The organism is Clostridioides sp. ZZV15-6598 (assembly GCF_020657705.1).
In the GTDB taxonomy this organism is placed as follows: domain Bacteria; phylum Bacillota; class Clostridia; order Peptostreptococcales; family Peptostreptococcaceae; genus Clostridioides; species Clostridioides difficile_F.
Window position 1 is genome coordinate 1 of record NZ_JAGWCS010000060.1, and the last position, 23,309, is coordinate 23,309.

A 23,309-nucleotide genomic window follows, 5' to 3' on the forward strand; every position below is an offset into this window, starting at 1 on the left:
TGGTAGACAAATTGTAAAGGTAGGTAAATTCTTTGCAAGTTCACAAATATGCAATAAATGTGGGTATAAAAACGAGGAAATTAAGAATTTAAATATAAGAGAATGGATTTGCCCTTGTTGTAATGTAACTCACGATAGAGATATAAATGCAAGTATAAATATACTAAAAGAAGGATTAAGACTAATAACAGTTTAAAATAGATAACTTATGTAAGAACCGTAGGAACTATGGGGATAGCCTGTGGAGAATTGGTAAGACATATTTTAGTATGCAAAATTCTATGAAGCAGGAACCCTGTGACTTTAGTCATGGGAGGTTCAGAGAATCATCAATATTGAAAGATAAACAAAAAAGATAAATAGAAGTACTTTATAATAGTTGGGGCTTATACTATAATTAATTAAGCAGTGATATAAATTCACACGACGATTATATCAAGATGGAGATGAATTAATGGCAAAAATATATTTAGAAAATGAAAGTAAAACTAGAGAAATAGGACATAAATTAGGTAAATTATTAAAAGAAGGTAGTGTAATTTGTTTAGTGGGGGATTTAGGAGCTGGGAAGACCACAATGACACAAAGCTTAGCAGACTCATTAGGTATAAATGATTATATAACAAGCCCAACTTTTACTATAATAAACGAGTATGAAGGAAAAATACCTTTGTATCATTTTGATGTTTATAGAATTGGTAGTAGTGATGAAATGTATGATATTGGATATGATGAATATATAAATTCAAATGGAATCTGTATAATCGAATGGGCCAATTTAATAGAAGATATACTTCCAAAAGAATATTTAAACATAGAATTAAGATATAAAGATGAAGGAAGAGAAATGATATTAACTCCAAAAGGAGATTATTATAAAGGTATAGTTGAGGAGTTGATTAAATAATGAAGATATTAGGTATAGATACATCTTCTATGGCAGCAAGTGTAGCAGTTGTTGAAGATGATAATTTAATCTGTGAGTTTACAGTAAATAACAAAAAAACTCATTCACAAAAGCTTATGCCAATGATAGAAAATATGTTGGATATGAGTGATTTAAACATAAAAGAGATGGATTTGTTAGCTATATGTATAGGACCTGGTTCATTTACAGGTCTTAGAATAGGTATGGCTACAGTAAAAGCTATAGCCCATGTAAATAACCTACCAATAATAGCAGTAAATTCTTTAGAATCTTTAGCAGGTAATATGAATTTATGTGAAAGAAAAATATGCTCTATATTAGATGCACAAAAAAATCAGGTTTATTCAGCTAAATATAAGTTTGAAGATGGAGAGTTAATAGAGTTAGATAGTGTTGATGTTGTAGAATTTGAAACTTTGCTAAAAGAAATTAAATCAAGTAATGAAGAATTTATAATAGTTGGAGAAGCAGTTTATAAATATAAGGATGAGTTAGAAAACATAAAAAATATAAAGATACCTTCACCAGCTCATAATGTGTCTAAAGCAGGAAGCTTATGTTCTGTAGCATTAAATAAATATAGTAAAAATATAGATGTACATACTTGTTATACAATAAATCCTATGTATATCAGAAAATCTCAGGCTGAAGTACAATATGACGAAAAAATGAAGAGGATAAATAATGAAAGATAATACAAAACAAACAATAGATGATGTAAAAATAGAAGAAATGACTATTAAAGATATAGATGAAGTTTTTGAAGTAGAAAAAAATTGTTTTGAAGATTATTGGTCAAAAGAATCTTTTAGAAAAGAGTTATCTAATGAAGTTGCAAAGTATATAGTAGCAAAGCTAGATGGAAAAGTAGTTGGATATGTTGGAATTTGGCTTATAATTGATGAAGGTCATATAAATAATGTGGCTGTTCATAGTGACTATAGAGGCAAAAAAATAGGAGATAAGTTAATAAAAAGATTAGTTGATTTATGTAAAGATAATAATATTGCATCTATGACATTAGAAGTTAGAGCATCAAATAAAGTAGCACAAAATCTATATAGAAAATATGGATTTAAAATGGGTGGAATCAGAAAAGAATACTACAGTGATAATAAAGAAGATGCAATTATAATGTGGAACCAATTAAAAGAGGTGTAGAGTTTATGGGTGATATAATAACATTGGCTATAGAAAGTAGTTGTGATGAAACAGCTGCATCAGTTTTAAAAAATGGTAGAGAAGTGCTTTCAAACATAATCTCTACTCAAATAGAAACACATAAAAAGTTTGGTGGTGTAGTACCAGAGGTGGCTTCAAGAAAACATGTGGAGAATATTGATATAGTTGTTCAAGAAGCTTTAGATAAGGCAAATATAGGATTTAATGATATAGACCATATTGCAGTTACATATGGTCCAGGGCTAGTAGGGGCTTTATTAGTAGGATTATCTTATGCTAAAGCACTTGCATATACATTGGATATTCCTCTTGTAGGAGTAAATCATATTGAGGGACATCTAAGTGCAAACTATATAGAGCATAAAGATTTAAAACCTCCTTTTATAACATTAATAGTATCTGGAGGTCATACTCACTTAGTCGAAGTCAAAGATTATGGTAAATATGAAATCTTAGGAAAGACGAGAGATGATGCGTCTGGAGAAGCCTTCGATAAGATTTCAAGGGCTATGAATTTGGGTTACCCGGGAGGGCCTATTATTGATAATTTAGCTAAAAAGGGGAATAAGCATGCTATAGAATTTCCAAGAGCTTATTTAGAAGAGAATAGCTATGACTTTAGTTTTAGTGGTCTAAAATCTTCTGTATTGAATTATTTAAATGGCAAAAGGATGAAAAACGAAGAAATAGTAGTTGAAGATGTTGCTGCATCTTTTCAGGAGGCTGTAGTTGAAGTTTTAGCTACTAAAGCATTAAAGGCGACAAAAGATAAAGGTTATGATGTTATAACTCTTTCTGGTGGAGTTGCCTCTAACTCTGGCCTTAGAGCTAAAATAACAGAACTTGCAAAAGATAGTGGAATTATAGTTAAATATCCTCCTTTAATTTTATGCACAGATAATGCTGCTATGATAGGTTGTGCAGGATATTATAATTTCATAAACAATAAAACGCATGATATGAGTTTAAATGCAGTTCCAAATCTTAAAATAAACCAGTAATATAAACTAAGCTTAAAACAAGACCATAGACAATCTTTATATTCTAATAAATCACGAGGTTTTTTTAATATAAGGTGAACTTATGGTCTAATTTATTTTAAGTTTTATTTTTTTGTAGAAAGATTATTTTAGAAAGTGGGTAATAGACTCTTTTTTTTCATTCTTAAAAAGTTTTATACTAAGTGTAGAAAGTTTAAGGAGGGGAAGAAATGAGTCAAAGTAAAGAAGATAAAATAAGAAGTATTTTAGAAGCAAAAAATATTAAATCAAATTTTCAAAATCAAGAAAATTTAGATGAACTTAGTGAAAAAAAAGCAAGTAAAAGAGCAGATGATTTATTGAATGTATATTATAATACATTGTCTACAGCTGATATGGAATTTCCATATTGGTACAATAGAGAATATAGAAAATCAGATGGTGATATAGCAGTAGTTAGAAGAGCTAAAGCTCTTAAAGCTGCTTTTTCTCATATGACACCAAATATAATACCTGGCGAGAAGATAGTAATGCAAAAGACACGTCATTATAGAGGTTCTTTCCCAATGCCTTGGGTAAGTGAAAGTTTCTTTGTTGCTCAAGGAGAACAAATGAAAGAAGAAGTAAAGAAGTTAGCTAGTAATACAGCAGATGAGCTTACAAAATTTGGTTCTGGTGGAGGAAATGTAACTGAAAGTTTTGGAAATGTCGTTTCAATAGCTGGTAAATTTGGAATGAGAAAAGAAGAAGTTCCTGTTCTTGTAAAAATGGCAAAAGAATGGGTTGGAAAATCAGTTGAAGATTTAGGCTTTCACTATGAAAAGATGATGCCAGACTATGATTTAAAAGAAAATTTAATGAGTACACTTATATGCATGTTTGATTCAGGGTATACACTTCCTCAAGGTAGAGAAGTTATAAACTATTTTTATCCTTTAAATTATGGATTAGATGGAATTATAGAAATGGCAAAAGAATGTAAAAAAGCAGTTGCAGGAAATGCATCTGGAGATGGTCTTATCGGAATGGATCGTCTATATTTTTACGAAGCTGTTATTCAAGTTATTGAAGGGTTACAAGCTTGGATTTTAAACTATGCAAAACATGCAAAGTATTTAGAAAGTATAGAAACAGATTTAGAAGCAAAAAAAGAATATTCAGATTTAGTAGAGATATTAGAACATATTGCACATAAACAACCTCGTACATTTAGAGAAGCTCTTCAATTGACTTATACAATCCATATAGCATCAGTAAATGAAGATGCTATATCAGGTATGTCTATAGGTCGTTTTGGTCAAATTTTATATCCTTGGTATGAACAAGATATGGAAAAAGGATTAATTACAAAAGAAGAAGTTATTGAATTATTAGAACTTTACAGAATAAAAATTACTTGTATTGACTGTTTTGCCTCAGCAGGTGTAAATGGAGGAGTATTATCAGGAAATACATTTAATACTTTATCTATAGGCGGATTAAGAGAAGATGGTTCTACAGGAGCTAATGAGTTAGAAGAATTATTATTAGAGGCAAGTATGAGATGTAGAACTCCTCAACCTAGCTTAACTATGTTATATGATGAAAAACTTCCAGAAGATTTTTTAATGAAAGCTGTTGAATGTACAAAGCTTGGTTCTGGTTATCCAGCATGGGTAAACAATTCAAATGGGACAACATTTATGATGAAGCAATTTGCTGATGAAGGGATGACTGTTGAAGAAGCTAGAGCATTTGCATTAGGTGGATGTCTAGAAACATCTCCAGGATGCTGGAAACAACTGACTTTAAATGGAAAGACATATTCTATTGCAGGTGGAGCAGGACAATCTGCTGGTTCTGGGGTTCACTTTATTGCCAATCCTAAAATATTAGAGCTTGTTCTTATGAATGGTAAAGACCATCGTATGAATATACAAGTATTTGAACCTCATAACAAGTCATTAGATACTTATGAAGAAGTTGTAGAAGTATTTAAAGACTATTATAAACAAGCAATAAATGTTCTTGAGAGAGCAAATAACATTGAGTTAGATATATGGAGAAAGTTTGATACTTCTATAATAAATTCCCTATTAAAACCAGACTGTTTAGATAAAGGTCAACATATAGGAAATATGGGATATCGTTATAATGCAACATTAAATGTAGAAACTTGTGGAACTGTTACTATGGTTAACTCATTTGCTGCACTTAAAAAACTTGTATATGATGACAAAGCTTTTACAGTTGAAGAAATGAAGGATGCTGTATTAAATAATTTTGGATTTAAAGACGCATTAGAAGTTGGAAATTATTCTATGGCAGACCAAGTAAAAGTAGATAAGACTGGCAAATATGATGCTATTTATAAGGCCTGTCTTGATGCACCTAAATATGGAAACAATGATTTGTATGCAGATACAATACTTAAAAATTATGAAATATGGTTATCAAAAGTGTGTGAAGAAGCACAATCTTTATATGCTAAAAAAATGTATCCTTGTCAAATTTCTGTATCTACACATGGACCACAAGGAGCTGCCACTTTAGCTACTCCAGATGGTAGATTAAGTGGAACAACATACTCAGATGGTTCAGTCTCTGCATATGCAGGAACAGATAAAAATGGTGTGTATGCATTATTTGAATCTGCAACTATTTGGGACCAAGCAGTAGTTCAAAATTCTCAAATGAATTTAAAACTTCATCCAACAACTATTAGAGGACAACAAGGTACAAAGAAACTATTAGATTTAACAAGAAGTTATTTAAGAAAAGGTGGATTCCATATTCAATACAATGTTGTGGACTCAGAAACTTTAAAAGATGCACAAAAGAATCCTGACAATTATCGTCAACTAATGGTACGTGTTGCTGGATTTACTCAATATTGGTGTGAGTTAGGTAAACCAATACAAGATGAAGTAATTGCTAGAACAGAGTATGAAGGGGTGTAAAATATGAGAAAACATAGTGATTGTATGAATTTTTGCGCAGTAGACGCCACTAAAGGGATTTGTAGATTATCAAAACAAATGATTAATTTAGATGATGAAGCATGTTCAGAAATAAAAGTAATGCCAAGATGTAAAAATTGTAAAAATTTTGTTAACGCTAATGATGAAGGTATAGGTAAATGTGTTGGGCTAGAAAATGAAGATTGGGTATACTCAACATTAAACGCAATTACTTGTGAAGGGCATGTGTTTAATGAATAGTCAAAGCCAATTAGAAGGAATGATTTTTGATATACAAAGCTTTTCAGTTCATGATGGACCAGGTTGTAGAACAACTGTATTTTTAAATGGATGTCCACTTAGTTGTAAGTGGTGTGCAAATCCTGAAAGTTGGACTGTTAGACCACATATGATGTTTAGTGAGTTGTCTTGTCAATATGAAAATGGATGTACTGTATGTCATGGTAAATGTAAAAACGGTGCATTGAGTTTTGACCTTGATAATAAGCCAGTCATAGATTGGGGCATATGTAAGAGTTGTGAGAGTTTTGAATGTGTCAATTCGTGTTATTATAATGCGTTTAAATTATGTGCAAAGCCATATACGGTAGATGAGCTTGTAAAGGTGATTAAGCGTGATTCTAATAACTGGAGAAGTAATGGAGGAGTAACATTTAGTGGAGGAGAACCACTACTTCAACATGAATTTTTACATGAAGTGCTATTAAGATGTCATGAAACAAATGTGCACACTGCTATTGAAACGAGTGCATGTGTTTCGAATGAAATTTTTAATAAGATATTTGAGGATATCGACTTTGCGTTTATTGATATAAAGCATATGGATAGAGAAAAACATAAGGAACAAACAGGTGTGTATAATGATTTAGTATTAGAAAACATATCAAATCTTGTAAACTCTGGTTGGGGTGGAAGATTAGTACTTAGAGTACCAGTTATTTCAGGGTTTAATGATAGTATGGAAAATATAAATGATATTATATCTTTTATGCATAAAAATAATTTAGTAGAAATTAATCTGTTACCATTTCATAGGCTAGGAGAGTCAAAGTGGATTCAATTGGGTAAAGAATATGAGTATTCTGATAAAGGTGATGTTGATGAAGAGCATCTTGAAGAATTACAGGACATATTTTTAGATAATGGCATAGCCTGTTATGTTGGACATGAGACTGCTTTTTAGAAATAAATATCATAAAATAAAATATTAGTTTGTAGAAGGGGTTATCACATGAGTAAATTAAACTTATACTGTGATAGCTCCTTTTTATGTATCTTAATTAAGTACATTTTAACTTGTTTTATATAAAGTTTATATTTTAAGTTAAAAATATGTATGGCGAATAAACGTATAGAAATACTTTTTTTCAGATAATACTTGAGTATAAATAATATATTTAGAATATTTTTTTAATAGGTAAATACCAAGAAAAGGGAAAATACTAAGAATATAACAATTACTATTCATACTCTACTATGTAGTTCATCCAGTATTAATTAAAAATATAATGGACATAAAAAATATCATAAATATGTGATAAGATAAATATGTAGAAATATTTTACTTATTTTTGGGTTGTTATATATTTAGGTACTGGGGTGATATAGTTGAACCAAGAAATATTTTTTAAAGTAATGAATGAAATATTAGAAAATATTGATGAAGGGGTACATTTTGTTAATAAAGAAGGGAAAACTATAATCTACAATGATTCTGTACAAAAAATGGAAAAAATGAATAGACATGATATTTTAACGAATTCATTTTTTGATATAGTCAGCAAAATGAAAATAAATAGAAGTACACTAGTAGAAGTTTTGGAAAAAAGAGAAATCATTAAAGACAATATTCAAAAATATCTAGATAAGAATGGAAAAGAAATAACAGCAATCAATACTACAATACCAATTGATATTAAAGGAGAATTTGTAGGGGCACTTGAAATATCAAAGAATATGACAACTATAGAAAATTTACTAAACAGAAGCTATAAAAAGAATTTAGTTAATAAAGTTAATAATAAAGCAAAAAATGGATATGAATTTGATGATATTTTAGGAGAAAGTAATTTGATCAAAGAGGCAATAGCAAAATCTAAGAAAGCTTGCAAGTCTGATGCCTCAGTATTTATATATGGTGAAACTGGGACAGGCAAAGAGTTATTTAGCCAGTCCATTCACTATGGAAGTAGTAGAAAAAACTATCCATTCATAGCACAAAATTGTGCAGCTTTACCAGAATCACTATTCGAAGGAATTCTCTTTGGAACTGCTAAGGGAGGATTTACAGGGGCAATAGATAGGCCTGGTTTATTTGAACAAGCTAACAAAGGAACATTATTATTAGATGAAATAAACTCCATGCCTATTATATTACAGGCTAAATTACTAAGGGTTTTACAAGAAGGTTATGTAAGAAGAGTTGGAGGGACTAAGGATATACCTGTTGATGTAAGAATTATTGCTACAACAAATGAAAGTCCGAGAGTTATTTTAAATGAGAATAAAATGAGAACGGATTTATATTATAGGCTTAACATAATACATATAAAAATTCCTCCACTTAGAGATAGAAAAGAGGATATATCTGTATTATGCAAAAAATTTATTTCAAAGTATAATAAAAAGTTAAATAAAAAAGTAGTAGATATTTCAGATGAAGCTATCAGAATTTTAAAAAATTATAACTGGCAAGGTAACATAAGAGAACTAGAAAACATAATTTATTGTACTATGAGTATGATGGAAGACGAGAGACAAATAGAAACAAGCATGATTAATTTAAATGACTATTACAATCTTAAAGAGAATAAAGAGGATAATAATTATTCTTTAAATGATTTAGAAAATAAGACACTTAATAATATTATTAGTGAGATAGAAGAGAAATATATATATGAATCATTAGAAAAGACATCTTATAATATAACTAAGGCAGCATCAATTTTAGGACTGAATAGGCAGAATTTACAGTATAAAATGAAAAAATACAATATTAAAATATTATAAAGAGCAAAATAAAGGAGCAAAATTATTATAAAAGAGCAAAATTTTTTGCTCTTTTTTATTTCTCAGAAAAAATATTATTTTTTATTTATGAAAATATACAACAAGATAATTATAGTTTCAACGTTCTAATAAATATTTATTTTCAGTTTGAAGTTGGCACGATTTATGCTTTAACTAATTATTAAGAATATATAAATTTTTAGGAGGATACAGATATGAGAAAAGTAAGAGTTGGAATATGGGGATTTGGAGCTATGGGGATAGGTATGGCTAATATGATTTTAAAAAAAGAAGGTATAGAAATAGTATCTGTTTGCAGTAGAAGTACTTCAGGTAAAAGTATGTATGATGTCCTAGGGATTGAAAGAGGAGAAAGAGCAGAAGTTATTATCAATGGAAATTATGAAGAAGTTTTTAAAGAAAAAAGTGCAGATGTTGTTTTATTAGCAACTGATTCATTTACTAAAAAGGCTTTTGATAAAATAATGTTCTTATTAAATAGAAAAATAAATGTTATATCAACAGCAGAACAAATGGCATATCCACAAGCTGATGATGCAGATTTGGCTAAGAAAATGGATGAAGTTGCAAAAGAAAATGGAGTAAGTATACTTGGAACAGGAATAAATCCAGGGTTTGTATTAGATTTATTAGTATTAGCACTTTCAGGTACTTGTGAGGAAGTTAATAGTATAAAAGCTAAGAGAGTAAATGATTTATCACCATTTGGAAAGTCTGTTATGGTAGAGCAAGGTGTTGGTGTAACAAAAGAAGAGTTCATAAAAGGTGTAGAAAATCATACTATAGCAGGTCATGTAGGATTTGTAGAATCAATAAATATGATAGCTGATGGATTAGGATGGAAGCTAGATAAGATAGAACAAACAAAAGAACCAATAATGACTACAGTAGATAGAAAATCTAAGTATGGAGAGGCACTAGCTGGAAATGTTGCTGGTTGTAGACAATGTGGATATGGATATGTAAACGGAGATATTTTAATTGAAATGGAGCATCCACAACAGATAATACCTGAAGTAGAAGGCATTAAAACAGGAGACTATGTCTCAATAAAAGGGATACCAAATATTGATTTACAAATAAATCCTGAAATACCTGGAGGAGTAGGTACTTATGCAATGATAGTAAACTCTATTCCATTAATAATAAATGCTAGACCAGGTCTTAAAACTATGTTGGATATACCAGTACCTAGAGCAATAATGGGAGATATAAGAAATCAGATAGAAGTTGAGTTAGAAGAAGAGTCAAAAGCAAATTAATAAAATAACAGTTAGTTGATAAGGGGATGAAAAAATGGATGCTAAAATTAATGATTGGGTTATTATACACAATATAGTGTTGACTCCAGAAGAAAGAGCCCCACAAGTTCCAGAGGATACTAAGAAAGTATCCTTAGAAATGTGGGTTAAAGGGTTTATACAAAATGATGCCTCTATAGGTGATTTAGTAGAAGTTAAAACAATTACAGGTAGACTTGTAAAAGGTAATTTACTTAAAGTAAATCCATATTATACTCATGATTATGGTAAATGTATACCAGAGTTACTCCAAATAGGAATACAGGCTAAAGAAATATTATTTGGAGGTGTGTATAATGAATAATTCAGCATCAATGAAAGATATGAGGTATCAAGCTGTCATGGGAAGAAATAATGAAATAATGAAAAATGCAATTGGATTGGATTACTCATCTTTTGAACAAGAAGGAATAGGATTTGATTATGAAAAAATGATGGGTGAAACAGGATATACATTACAAGATATAGAAGCAATTCAATCACAATATGCTGTTGGAAATACTCCTATAATAGAACTTAAAAACTTGACTAAGTTAGCTAGAAAATGTGCCCCAGAAGGTAAAGGTGCTAGAATATTTGTAAAAGATGAAGCAATGAATGCATCTGGTAGCTTTAAAGCAAGAAGAGCAGCTACTGCAGTATACCATGCTAAAAAAATGGGATATAAAGGTGTAATAGCAGCTACTAGTGGTAACTATGGGGCAGCTGTAGCATCTCAAGCAGCAATGCAGGGGTTAAAATGTATAATAGTCCAAGAATGTTATGATTCTAATGGTGTAGGTCAACCTGAAATTATAGAGAAAGCAAGAAAATGTGAAGCCTATGGAGCAGAAGTTGTTCAATTAACTGTTGGACCAGAATTATTTTATACATTCTTAGTTTTATTAGAAGAAACAGGTTATTTTAATGCATCATTATATTCACCATTTGGCATTGCAGGTGTAGAAACTTTAGGATATGAGTTAGCTATTCAATTTAGAGAAAAATATAAAAAAGACCCAGATGTAGTTGTTTGTACAAATGCAGGTGGAGGTAATCTTACTGGAACTGCAAGGGGTCTAATAAAAGCTGGTTCTCTTAATACTAAAGTAGTAGGAGCGAGTGTTGATTTAAAAGGATTACACATGGCTAGTGATAATCAATTTAATAAAAAATCATTTACAACAGGGCATACAGGTTTTGGTATACCATTCTGTACATGGCCTGATAGGTCAGATGTACCTAGATCAGCAGCTAGGCCACTTAGATATATGGACAGATATGTGTTAGTAAAACAAGGAGAAGTTTTCTATACAACTGAATTATTAGCACAGTTAGAAGGTATAGAAAGAGGCCCTGCTGGTAATACATCTTTAGCAGCAGCATTCTCTTTAGCACAAGAATTAGATGAAGATAAAGTTGTAGTAGTACAAGAGACAGAGTATACAGGTGCAGGTAAACACATATGTCCACAACTTACTTTTGCAAGAGAAAATGGAATAGATATAAAATTTGGAAATCCAGGAGAAGAAATTGCAGGAGTAAACTTAATATTACCAGAAAGACCAGAATTATTAAAATGTGTTGATATAGATATGAATAAAATAAGAAAATCATTTATAAAAAATTGCATATCTCATAATGGTATTGAGGATGTTAATAGTCTAAGTAATGAAGATATAGAGTTTCTGATGAAAGAAGTAAAAAGTTCAAGAGATTTTGTTATTGATACGTTAGATAATTTATAATAATTACTATTTTTTAATTTAACATGAAATAAATAGTTGGAAAATTCACTTAAATTGATATGAATGGGGGAATGTTGATGAAAAAAAGAGAGGATGATTTTGAGGTTAGAAGAAAACATCTTCAGAAATTGAGCGATGATGAGTTAAAAGAAAGATTTTGGAGTTTAGCTACTCAGATAGTAGAACCAATGATAGACCTTGGCAAAAAGAACACAACACCATCAATAGAAAGGTCTGTTTTGTTAAGGATGGGATTTTCTTCTCTTGAGGTAAAACCTATTTTAGAAGGTGTTATGGAAAGAGGTCTTATAAGTAAGGGCGCAGGGCATGTAGTTTATAGGTTTGCTAAATCTAAAAATATATCGGTTAGAGAAGCTGGTTTATTATTAGTTAATGGTGAATATTGGGATGAAGTTACATGTTTATTTAGAGAAGGGGTAGAATCATGTTAAAGGAAAATAAAAAATTAGATATAGACTATATATTAAAAGATTTGGATAAATATAAACCAAAAAGAAGAGGTTGGGTTTGGAGAGAGCATTTGGAAAATCTTGAAATGGGACCTTTTGAATATAAAGACTGTACAAAACCTTTAAATAAGAGTGTAGGGTTACCATCATCTAAGTATTTCAATAATATAGACCCTCAACCAAGCCCAGTTATTACTACTGAAATAGCATCTGGTAGATTTGAAGATGATATAAGAAGAATGAGGATGGCAGCTCATCATGGCGCTGACCACTTAATGGTCATTAGAACTGCGGGACAATCACATTTTGACGGACTTATAGAAGGCACTCCTCAAGGTATAGGTGGCGTTCCAATAACAAGAAAACAAGTAAGAGCTCAGAGAAAAGCTCTTGACTTTATAGAAGAAGAAGTTGGTAGACCTATTAATTACCATTCATATGTAAGTGGTGTTGCGGGTCCTGAAGTGGCAGTAATGTTTGCTGAAGAAGGGGTCAATGGAGCACATCAAGACCCACAATATAATGTTCTATATAGAAATATAAACATGGTAAGATCTTTTGTAGATGCTTGTGAAGCTAAACAAATAATGGCTTTTGCTAATATAGCTCAAATAGATGGAGCACATAATGCTAATGCTACTGCTAGAGAAGCATGGAAGGTAATGCCTGAACTTATGGTTCAACACGCTTTAAATTCTATATTCTCAGAAAAAATAGGAATAGATAAAAGTAATATATGCTTATCAACAGTTCCACCAACAGCACCTCCAGCACCATGTTTAAGAATAGACTTACCTTATGCTGTTGCACTTAGGGAATTATTTAGCGATTATAAGATGAGAGCTCAAATGAATACTAAATATATGGAATCGTCAACTAGAGAAGCAACAGTTACTCATGTATTAAATTTATTAACATCAGTCTTAACTAGAGCTGACATACAATCAACTATAACACCTGATGAAGGTAGAAATGTACCTTGGCATATATACAACATAGAAGCCTGTGATACAGCAAAGCAAGCTTTAGTTGGTATGGATGGTCTTATGGATATGATAGAACTTAAAGATGTTGGCGAATTAAGATACAAAGCAAGAGAGCTTAAAGAAAGAGCTGTATTATATATGGAAGAAATCTTTGAAGTTGGTGGATATTTTGAATCTGTAGAACAAGGATTCTTCGTTGACTCAGGAAATTATCCAGAAAGAAATGGTGATGGAATATCTAGAAAAATAAAAGGCGGAGTTGGTGAAGGTACTGTTTATGGAAGAGATGAAGATTATTTAGCACCTGTAACTGCTCACTTTGGATACAATAATGTAGCTCAATACGATGAAAAAGCTATAGATAATCCATCAATATTAATAGATGGATGTACATTTGAAAATCCAGACAAAATAATATATATCGATGAACTTGATGATTTTGATAATGTGGAAAATAGACTAAAAGAATCAGAGGAATACAGAAGTGGAACTAAAATCAAGCCTGAAATGGAATGGTGTGCAGATGGAATTGTAATGATAACAATGATGCTTCCTACCGATAAAAGAACAGCTGAGTTTGCAGCTTTGGAATTTGTCAAAAAAATGAATTTACAAGAAGTTGAGGTTATAAGTAGAGAAGTTATGCATGAATCTGAAGGCACTAGGATAGAAGTAAAGGGAAGAGTTGCATTTGATATAGATTTAAATGACTTAGTAATACCAGAAGAACCTAAAGTACTAACTGATGAAGAAATAAGAGCTGATATAGAAGAAAAACCTATGAAAATAGTTTCAGCTACAGTTGGCGAAGATGAACATTCAGTTGGTCTAAGGGAAATAATAGATATAAAACATGGTGGTATTGAAAAATATGGTATAGAATGCCATTACTTGGGGACTTCTGTACCTGTAGAAAAATTAGTAGATGCAGCAATAGAGCTAAATGCAGATGCAATACTTGCATCTACAATAATAAGTCATGATGATATTCATTATAAAAATATGAAGAAATTACACGATTATTGTGTAGAAAAAGGTATGAGAGATAAAGTAATGATTGCTTGTGGAGGAACACAAGTAACACCTGAAATAGCCGTTGAACAAGGAATAGATGCTGGATTTGGAAGAAACAGCAAAGGTATAAATGTAGCCACTTTCTTGGTCGAAAAAAGAAGAGAAATGAATAATAAATAATGAAGAATAAAAAAGTTTCTTTAAAAATAGATGTGTTGGTAGCCGAAATTGGAAGCACTACTACTGTGGTAAACGCTTTCCATAATATTGATACTGATAATCCTGTATTTTTAGGTCAAGGTCAGGCTCCAACAACAGTGTTTGAAGGTGGCGATGTAAGGAATGGCTTATCAGGTGCTATTAAAGATTTAGCTAATAAATTATCTGTAGATAATGTAGAGTATAATGATATGTTTGCAACTTCTAGTGCAGCTGGCGGATTAAAAATGACTGTTCATGGATTAGTATATGATATGACAGTAAAAGCAGCTAAAGAAGCTGCTCTAGGAGCTGGAGCTGTTATTCGTCAAGTAACATCAGGTAGAATTAAAAGAACTGATTTAAGTAAAATTAAAGAAATAAATCCAAATATAATTTTAATAGCTGGTGGAGTTGATTACGGAGAAAGAGATACAGCTATTTATAATGCAGAAATGATAGCTTCTATGAATTTAGGTATACCAGTTATATATGCTGGTAATATTGAAAATCAAGAGGAAGTAAGGTTAATATTTAAAGATACAAATTATAAGCTTTATATAGCAGAAAATGTGTACCCTAAAATAGATTTATTAAATATAGAACCTACAAGAAAAATCATCCAAGGAGTGTTTGAAGATCATATAACTACAGCACCAGGAATGAAGTATATTAAAGAAATGGTTAATGAAAATATTACTCCAACTCCAGGGGCTGTAATGGAAGCTTCTAAACTATTATATAAAAATATTGGAGATTTATTAACTATAGATGTAGGTGGAGCAACTACTGATGTACATTCTGTTACAGATGGAAGTGACTATATTAATAAAATATTAGTTAATCCTGAACCTGTAGCTAAGAGAAGTGTTGAGGGAGATTTAGGTGTATATGTAAATATGAAAAATATAGTAGAAGTTATAGGCAAAGAAAATTTACAAAATGAATTATCTATAGATATTGATAAAGTAATAGATAATTATCCGCCAATACCAAAATCAAAAGAAGAAATATTATTTGTGGAGAGATTGACAAAAGAAGCTGTTATTAAAGCTATGTTAAGACATTCAGGAAAAATAAGAAATATTTATGGAACAACTGGAAAAACCAAAATTGCAGAAGGAAAAGATTTAACAGAAGTAAGGTATATAGTGGGTACAGGGGGAGCACTTACTAGGCTCCCTAGTAGAATTAAAATATTAGACGATATGACTAAATACAATAAAAATAAAGAATTACTATTTCCAAGGGAACAAACAAAGATATTGATAGATAATGACTATATTATGGCTTCTATGGGTGTTTTGTCTAAAAAATACGAAGAAGCATCTCTTAAGCTCCTATTAAAAAGTTTGAACTTCGAGGAGGAAAAATTATGTACCCTAGATTAGAAATAGACATAGAAAAATTAAAACATAATACTAAAATAATTTTACAGAGTTGTCATGAAAGAAACATTAAAGTATCTTTTGTAACTAAATCATTTTGTGCACGAAAAGAAATAGTAGAATCAGTATGTAATGAAGGAATAGAACATATAGCAGATTCAAGAATACAAAACTTAAAAAAATTACAAAATATAAATTTACCTAAAATGTTGATTAGAATACCCATGATAAGTGAGCTAGAAGAAGTTATCAATTATTGTGACATAAGTTTTAACTCAGAATTAGAAACTATAAAAAAATTAAATGAGTTATGTGAAAGTAAAAATATTATTCATAAGATAGTTCTTATGTTTGACTTAGGAGATTTACGAGAAGGATATTTTTATGAAGAAGACCTATTTAATAGCGTAAAAGAGATAGTAAGACTAAAAAATATTGAAATAATTGGTATAGCTACAAACTTAACTTGTTATGGAGCTATTATACCATCTAAAGAAAATACAGGTAGACTAGTAAGTATAGCTCAAAAGATAGAAGGTAAATTTGGAATAAATCTAGAAATAGTATCAGGCGGTAATTCAAGTTCTATACATTTAATGACAAGTAATAATATGCCAGAAGGTATTAATAATTTGAGAATAGGTGAATCTATTCTACTTGGTAGAGAAACAGCATACGGTAAAAATATAAATGGAACATATCAAGATGTATTCAAATTAATATGTCAAATAGTTGAATGTAAAGAAAAGCCATCAGTTCCTATTGGTGAAATAGGAGTTGATGCTTTTAGAAATAAACCTGTTTATGAAGATAGGGGAATTTTAAAAAGGGCAATCATAGCCATAGGTAAACAGGACATAAATATTGACTCTTTAATTCCAACAGACACTGATATAAAAATATTAGGGGCAAGTTCAGACCACATGATATTAGATGTAAGTAATACAAAATATGATTATAAATTAGGCGACAATGTAGAATTTTTATTAACTTATGGAGGTATCATGTCATCTAGTACGAGCGAATATGTTTCAAAAAAAATTATAGTGTAGTGTTCAAATAATTAGGAGGAAATTATTTTATGAAAGAGCGAGAATGTAGAAAAGCAAATCTGTTTGATGCAATGATACCAATTACTTGCTTGATATTATTTTTAAGTTTAGGAGTATTAATGTATGGCTCGTCACCTCATGTACCACTAATAGGAGCTGCAGCAGTAGCGGGACTTGTAGCTGTATATAGGCTTGGATTTAAATGGAAAGACCTAGAATTAAGTATGTTTAATAGTATAAAGATGGCAATGCAAGCAATTTTAATCATAATTATAATAGGTGTGCTTATAGGAACTTGGATAGTAAGTGGAGTAGTTCCATGTATGATTTACTGGGGACTAAAAATTTTATCACCAAATATTTTTTTAGTAGCATCAACGTTAGTCTGTTCAATAGTATCTCTTGCAACAGGTTCATCTTGGAGTACAATGGGGACAGTAGGTGTAGCACTTTTAGGAATTGGCCAAAGTTTAGGTATGCCAACTGGATTAATAGTGGGTTCTATAATATCTGGAGCTTACTTTGGAGATAAACTATCACCTTTATCTGAAACGACTAACTTAGCTCCAGCTATGGCAGGAACAGATTTGTTTACACATATAAAATATATGCTATATTCAACTATACCATCATTATTAATTTGTTTAGTAATTTATGGTGTAATCGGAATGAAGTATTCAGGTCAAGCATTAGACATAAAACAAATAGAGTTAATTAGGTCTACATTAGATTCTACATTTAATACCTTATCACCATTATTATTATTAGCTCCAGCAATAGTAATTGGATTAGTTATATTTAAAGTTCCTGCTATACCAGGGCTTATAGTAGGTGCTGTATTAGGAGTATTGTTTGCAGTAGTTTTCCAAGGAGAATCTATGAATGTAATATTAGACGCAGCACAAAATGGATATGTTTCATCAACACAAGTAAAAGAGGTAGATGCTTTATTGTCTAAAGGTGGGATTATGAATATGATGTCTACTGTATCTTTAACAATATGTGCTTTATCTCTTGGAGGTATTTTAGAAAAAACAGGTATGCTTGAAGCAGTAGCTTCTTCTTTACTAAGATTAGCAAAGGGTGTATTTGGAACAGTATTATGTACAATGGTAACTTGCACGGTTACTAACATAATAGCAGGTGAACAATACCTATCTATAGTTATACCAGGAAGAATGTATAATAAGGAATATAAAAAGAGAGGTATACACCCTAAGATGTTGTCAAGAGCTTTAGAAGATAGTGGAACTTTAAGTTCTCCATTGGTGCCATGGAATACATGTGGAGCGTATATAACAGCAACATTAGGTGTATCTGCATTAACATATGGTCCATATGCATTACTAAATATTATAAATCCATTGGTATCTCTAGCATTAATTGCATGCAAGTTTAAAATAGCAAAAATAGAAGATGAACCTGAAACTTGTTTGAATTTTGATATTTGATTATAGTATTTAATATATGTTACTTATTAGAAAAAATAAAGACCTAAATTTTGTGTAAATAACAAAGTTTAGGTCTTTATTGGCTATTTTTATAAGATTAAAGTGAAAAAGAATAACAAGTAATCTATAAAATCTTACTGAATTTTTTCTCTTGGAATATATAATTTTGAATCTTCTGATTTATCTTTACACTCAGATTCATTTTTTTTGTTTTTTTTCATAAGTACATATAGAGGTGCTATCAATAACATTGCTCCTAATCCTATCAAAACTCTATTTTGAGTTATAGGTTTTGACATATCTTCAACCCAAGCTTGTTGTAACAGCCATAAACTACCTAATATAGCTACTGTCGGTATAACAGGGCCAAAAGGAATCTTAAATGAAGCTTGAATATCTGCTCTTTTTCTTAAAACTATTACTGATAAACAAGTTGGTATGTATTGAGCAAATCTGGCAATTACACTCATTACTGCAAGCTGTTCAAAACTTCCAGTTAATACAAGTGGTATACAGAAGATTAAAGACATTATTATTGCCACATATGGAGCATCATATTTATTTGTTTTTCCTATAAATGCTGGAAGAGAACCTTCTTCTGCTAGAGCAGAGCCACATTTAGGAGTTACTATTGAAGAACCTATATTTATTCCAAATATAGATATTAATGTTGCGACAGATATAAATACTTTACCATAATTACCTAAAAATGCGCTTGAAGCATCTGCGATTGGAATACTATTTTCAAATAGTTTATCTCCAAGTATACCCATACAGACAACTTGAATTAAGATATAAATTATTGCACATATAAATATTGTAGTTATTAATGCTATTGGAAGATTTTTTTTAGGATTATCCATTTCTCCACTTGCCACAACGAATGATTCAAATCCAGTAAACGCATAAAATACTAATATTATAGCTGGTCCCATACTAGAATTTACAACATTGCCTGAAGGAACAACATTAGCAAATTTTATAAAGAATATTCCAACTATTACAAAAACTATTAATGGTACTAATTTAGCTATAGTTATTACATTATTCATTATCTTTGTACTTTTAATTCCAAATAAGCTGTTTATTGAAAGCAATGTCACTAATGTCACTGCGATATAACCTTTATATTCAGTAGCGGCTTCTGGCCAAAATGCACCTAAAGCTGTTGCGAAACCTACTGCTAGTGTAGACCATGATATGATTCTAATAACCCAAGACATAGTACCAACTTCAAAACCTATAAAATCACCAAATGCTTTTTTGGAGTATAAATATGCACCTCCATTTTTGTCAAACATACTTCCAGCTTCTGCAAAACATAAAAGTATTGATAAAACTAGAAGTGTAGCCAAAATATATATAAATATACTATTTTGGCTTGCTAGATTATAAACTTTACCTGGTAGTAAGAATATCCCTGAGCCTATTATGCTATTAATTCCTAATAATATCATACTAAATAACCCTAATTTTTTAGCTTTTTCCATATTAATTTATCTCCTATTCTTTTATTAATTACCATATTAATTACCATATTAATTAAAATATAAAGTATTCATTACATGCATCATAACTCCTATTGGTAGACAATCCTCATCTACATTAAATTTAGAGGTATGAAGAGGTGAAATTAGTCCTTTTCCCTCATTTTTGCATCCTAAATGGAAGAAGGCTCCTTTGCAATGTTCTGTATAAAAAGAAAAATCTTCTCCTCCTAATGAAGGATTTGCTCTCATTATAAATTTTTCTTCTCCAAGTAATTCCTTAGTGCTTGAAATAACAGTGTCTACTAATTCCTTTTCATTTATAACAGCAGGGTAATTTTCGTCACTCACGTGTAATGTTCCAATACATCCAAATGCAGATGCTGTATCTTCAACAATTTTAGTAATCTTATTAATTACAAAATCTCTTGTCTCACTATTTAAAGTTCTCAATGTACCCTCTAATTTTACATCTTCACATATTACATTATGTGCATCACCACCATATATTTTGCCTATAGTCAAAACTGCAGCATTATTTGGTTCTAGGTTTCTACTTATTATGGTTTGTAGTGATGTAACAATTTGTGAAGCTGTGACTATTGCATCAATACCATTTTCAGGATATGCACCATGAGCTCTTTTACCTTTAACACTTATTTCTATAGTATCAACACTTGCATTTAATGTGTCGTATTTTGTTTCAATAAATCCTGTTTCAATGTGTGGCATAACATGAAGCCCAAATATATAATCAGCTTTAGGGTTTTCTAAACACCCATCTTCAACTAAGAATTTTGCGCCACCAAAACCTTCTTCTGCTGGTTGAAATAAGAATTTTACATTTACATTTAGACTATCTTTCATTGAGTAGAGTACTTTACATGCTCCAAGTAGCATTGTTGTATGCGCATCATGACCACAAGCGTGCATTTTTCCATTATGTATTGATTTGTAAGGTATATCGTTTTCTTCTTCTATAGGAAGTGCATCCATATCTGCTCTTATACAAATAGTTTTATCTGCATTCTCTTTTAAAATGTATGCCATAATTCCATTGTGTTTTGTAAATTCCATATAATCAATTCCTATTTCTTTTAAATAAGAAATGACTTTTTGTTTTGTAAGATTTTCCTCAAGAGCTAATTCTGGAATTCTGTGTAATTCTCTTCTGACATCTATTAACCAAGGTTTTATAGAATTACAACTTTCTATTACAAAATCTTTTTCTAATTCTTTAACTTGATTTTCTAATTTTAAAGCTGATTGCATTTTTATTCCTCCAATTGCTTTTTATTGTTTTGTTAATATAGTTAAGCAATTATCATGCCATATTTTTTCAAAAAAAGAATTTTGTGTTTTGTGAAAATATTGAATTCAAATAATCATTTAATTGGATAAAAAATATAAAAATGAATGTATAATTGCAGTTTTCAGTAAAAAATCTTGCTTTGCATAGATAGTATTCTGTATACATGTATTTATAAATAAAATAGGAAATTTTTTGTTTATCCTATTCCTATTAATTCCTATTAACTAAATAAAAATAAACTATAATTTTGATATATTTAGCAAACAAAAAAATCTACTAAGGAAACAAATTATTCCCTAATAGATTTTTTATTTAATAGTTGATATACTTATAGAGTTTCATGCTTTAATTTATTATAAAAGCTTTCTCCTTTTTGAGTTATTTTGCTTCCATATCTTCCTGAATTACAAATTATAAATTCTTCCTTTTTTAGATATTCAAATATTTTTTTAATTTTCCCTTCAGTAATTTGAATATTTTTATCTAGTAATCTCTGCAAAATTAATCCTCTACCAATACCAACATCTGATTCTTTATTTAAAATTAACACTTCTAGTATATTTAAAATATCATTTTTATTATATTTTAGTTTTAATGGGGAATTCTTATTATCTAAAGTCCTTAAGTTTGGAGGTAAGTCTTTTTCAAGTACAATATCATCACACATAATATTTAAATAAGATGTCACATTTTGGAGTTCTCTTATATTACCTTTCCATTTATAGTTTTGTATAAGCTCTTTTGCTTCGGGTGTAATCAATAACTTTTTATTAATTAAATCTTCCATAATAATTAAGATATCTTCTTTTCGTTCCCTTAAAGGAGGAATATTTATTGGAATTGTATTTAGTCTATAATATAAATCCTCTCTAAATCTACTATTATCAATCATTTGTTCTAGGTTTTTATTAGTAGCTGATATGATTCTAACATCTATATTTATTATATTATGAGAACCAACAGGCATTATCTGTTTTTCTTGGAGAACTCTAAGTAGCTTTGTTTGTAGTTCTAAGGGCATGTCGCCAATTTCATCTAAGAATATAGTCCCATTATTTGCTAGTTCAAATAATCCTTGTTTTCCTTCTTTTAGACCACCAGTGAAAGTGCCTTTATCATATCCAAATAACTGACTTTCTAGTAAGTTTTCAGGAACAGCTGCACAATTTACTGCTATAAATGGTTGATTTTTTCTAGTTGAATTATTGTGTATAGATTGGGCGATGAGTTCTTTACCAGTTCCACTTTCACCTCTAATAAGTATACTTAAATCAGATCTAGAAACTTTTTTAGCTAAATCTATACATTCAAGCATCTTTGGGCTATTTGTTTTTATATCTCTGAATGTATATTTTGCTATTTGTCCTTTTTCTCTTAATTTTTTAGTTAAATTTTGTTCTAGCTTTTTTATGTATGTTATTTCTTGTAAACTGTAATATGTGCCCATTTTTTCATCTTTATTGTATATGTTTTTTTTATTTACATTTATATACTTTTTATCAAATATAACAACCTTGTCCAATATCTCTTTTTCATTTAATAAAACCTTTAAACTATCTATAAACACTTTATCAATATGTTTACCATATATATCTTCTTTTATATTTAAGATGTCTTTTACTTTACTATTATATGTATTTATTACACCATCTTTTGAAGTGAATAATATTCCATCTTTTGATAAGTTCAGTATTGTATCTAATTCTTCTATCTTTAAAAACAGTTCCTTATATTTATCTTTTATACCTGTGTCTAAACTTATTATTTCTTCTGAGTATTTAACCAGATTAGATTGTATTTCTTTTGAATCGATTTGTAATAAGTTTATTATTTCTATAAAGGT

At 30.1% G+C, this 23,309-nt stretch carries 20 protein-coding genes; 17 read left to right on the top strand and 3 right to left on the bottom strand.

From position 1 onward, the window contains the following. From KGF50_RS12365 to nhaC, 17 genes are all read left to right on the top strand, one after another. Positions 1-196: transposase (locus KGF50_RS12365; protein WP_227848326.1), on the top strand; the 196-nt coding region annotated here is incomplete at its 5' end. A 258-nt stretch (positions 197-454) separates the two neighbouring features. After that, positions 455-907 (top strand): tRNA (adenosine(37)-N6)-threonylcarbamoyltransferase complex ATPase subunit type 1 TsaE, encoded by a 453-nt coding sequence (gene tsaE, locus KGF50_RS12370; protein ID WP_227848327.1) that lies wholly within the window; start codon positions 455-457, stop codon positions 905-907. Further along, on the top strand, positions 907-1,623 hold the full coding sequence (tsaB, locus tag KGF50_RS12375; RefSeq protein WP_227848328.1) for a tRNA (adenosine(37)-N6)-threonylcarbamoyltransferase complex dimerization subunit type 1 TsaB: 717 nt from the start codon (positions 907-909) through the stop codon (positions 1,621-1,623). The genes tsaE and tsaB overlap by 1 nt, the downstream gene beginning before the upstream one ends. Next, complete coding sequence (gene rimI, locus KGF50_RS12380; protein ID WP_227848329.1) at positions 1,613-2,089, top strand: ribosomal protein S18-alanine N-acetyltransferase; 477 nt, start codon at positions 1,613-1,615, stop codon at positions 2,087-2,089. Before tsaB ends, rimI begins: the two co-directional genes overlap by 11 nt. Positions 2,090-2,094: 5 nt before the next feature. After that, complete coding sequence (tsaD, locus tag KGF50_RS12385) at positions 2,095-3,111, top strand: tRNA (adenosine(37)-N6)-threonylcarbamoyltransferase complex transferase subunit TsaD (protein WP_227848344.1); 1,017 nt, start codon at positions 2,095-2,097, stop codon at positions 3,109-3,111. Positions 3,112-3,320: 209 nt separating this feature from the next. After that, positions 3,321-6,029: a 4-hydroxyphenylacetate decarboxylase large subunit gene (gene hpdB, locus KGF50_RS12390; protein WP_227848330.1), complete on the top strand. Its 2,709-nt coding sequence runs from the start codon at positions 3,321-3,323 to the stop codon at positions 6,027-6,029. Between the two features lie 3 nt (positions 6,030-6,032). Further along, on the top strand, positions 6,033-6,290 hold the full coding sequence (hpdC, locus tag KGF50_RS12395) for a 4-hydroxyphenylacetate decarboxylase small subunit (protein WP_227848331.1): 258 nt from the start codon (positions 6,033-6,035) through the stop codon (positions 6,288-6,290). Next, positions 6,283-7,233, top strand: a complete 951-nt coding sequence (gene hpdA / locus KGF50_RS12400; RefSeq protein ID WP_227848332.1) for a 4-hydroxyphenylacetate decarboxylase activase — start codon at positions 6,283-6,285, stop codon at positions 7,231-7,233. Before hpdC ends, hpdA begins: the two co-directional genes overlap by 8 nt. A 452-nt stretch (positions 7,234-7,685) precedes the next feature. Then, positions 7,686-9,059: a sigma 54-interacting transcriptional regulator gene (locus KGF50_RS12405; RefSeq protein WP_227848333.1), complete on the top strand. Its 1,374-nt coding sequence runs from the start codon at positions 7,686-7,688 to the stop codon at positions 9,057-9,059. Between the two features lie 215 nt (positions 9,060-9,274). Next, positions 9,275-10,342: a 2,4-diaminopentanoate dehydrogenase gene (gene ord, locus KGF50_RS12410; protein ID WP_227848334.1), complete on the top strand. Its 1,068-nt coding sequence runs from the start codon at positions 9,275-9,277 to the stop codon at positions 10,340-10,342. 34 nt (positions 10,343-10,376) lie between these two features. Next, positions 10,377-10,685, top strand: a complete 309-nt coding sequence (ortA, locus tag KGF50_RS12415; protein WP_054272397.1) for a 2-amino-4-oxopentanoate thiolase subunit OrtA — start codon at positions 10,377-10,379, stop codon at positions 10,683-10,685. Further along, positions 10,678-12,108 carry a 2-amino-4-oxopentanoate thiolase subunit OrtB gene (ortB, locus tag KGF50_RS12420; RefSeq protein ID WP_227848335.1) on the top strand — a complete coding sequence of 477 codons (1,431 nt, stop codon included), beginning with the start codon at positions 10,678-10,680 and terminating at the stop codon, positions 12,106-12,108. The genes ortA and ortB overlap by 8 nt, the downstream gene beginning before the upstream one ends. A gap of 77 nt (positions 12,109-12,185) precedes the next feature. After that, the gene (locus KGF50_RS12425; protein WP_227848336.1) at positions 12,186-12,560 is read left to right on the top strand and encodes an ornithine aminomutase subunit alpha; all 375 of its coding nucleotides are present in this window, start codon (positions 12,186-12,188) and stop codon (positions 12,558-12,560) included. Next, complete coding sequence (gene oraE / locus KGF50_RS12430) at positions 12,554-14,758, top strand: D-ornithine 4,5-aminomutase subunit OraE (protein ID WP_227848337.1); 2,205 nt, start codon at positions 12,554-12,556, stop codon at positions 14,756-14,758. The genes KGF50_RS12425 and oraE overlap by 7 nt, the downstream gene beginning before the upstream one ends. Next, entirely contained in the window at positions 14,758-16,167 is a 1,410-nt protein-coding gene (locus KGF50_RS12435) for a GlmL-related ornithine degradation protein (RefSeq protein ID WP_227848338.1), read from the top strand. Before oraE ends, KGF50_RS12435 begins: the two co-directional genes overlap by 1 nt. Further along, on the top strand, positions 16,152-17,216 hold the full coding sequence (gene orr, locus KGF50_RS12440) for an ornithine racemase Orr (RefSeq protein ID WP_227848339.1): 1,065 nt from the start codon (positions 16,152-16,154) through the stop codon (positions 17,214-17,216). The genes KGF50_RS12435 and orr overlap by 16 nt, the downstream gene beginning before the upstream one ends. 29 nt (positions 17,217-17,245) lie before the next feature. Beyond that, positions 17,246-18,667, top strand: coding sequence for a Na+/H+ antiporter NhaC (nhaC, locus tag KGF50_RS12445; protein ID WP_227848340.1), 1,422 nt, complete (start codon positions 17,246-17,248; stop codon positions 18,665-18,667). A 134-nt stretch (positions 18,668-18,801) separates the two neighbouring features. Here the strand turns inward: nhaC and KGF50_RS12450 are convergent, their stop codons facing one another. The 3 genes from KGF50_RS12450 to KGF50_RS12460 form a co-directional block, all read right to left on the bottom strand. Further along, entirely contained in the window at positions 18,802-20,157 is a 1,356-nt protein-coding gene (locus KGF50_RS12450; protein WP_227848341.1) for an APC family permease, read from the bottom strand. Between the two features lie 48 nt (positions 20,158-20,205). Continuing rightward, positions 20,206-21,426 carry a M20 family metallopeptidase gene (locus tag KGF50_RS12455; protein ID WP_227848342.1) on the bottom strand — a complete coding sequence of 407 codons (1,221 nt, stop codon included), beginning with the start codon at positions 21,424-21,426 and terminating at the stop codon, positions 20,206-20,208. Between the two features lie 368 nt (positions 21,427-21,794). Then, positions 21,795-23,309 (bottom strand): sigma 54-interacting transcriptional regulator (locus tag KGF50_RS12460; protein WP_227848343.1); only part of this gene is annotated, 1,515 nt, incomplete at its 5' end.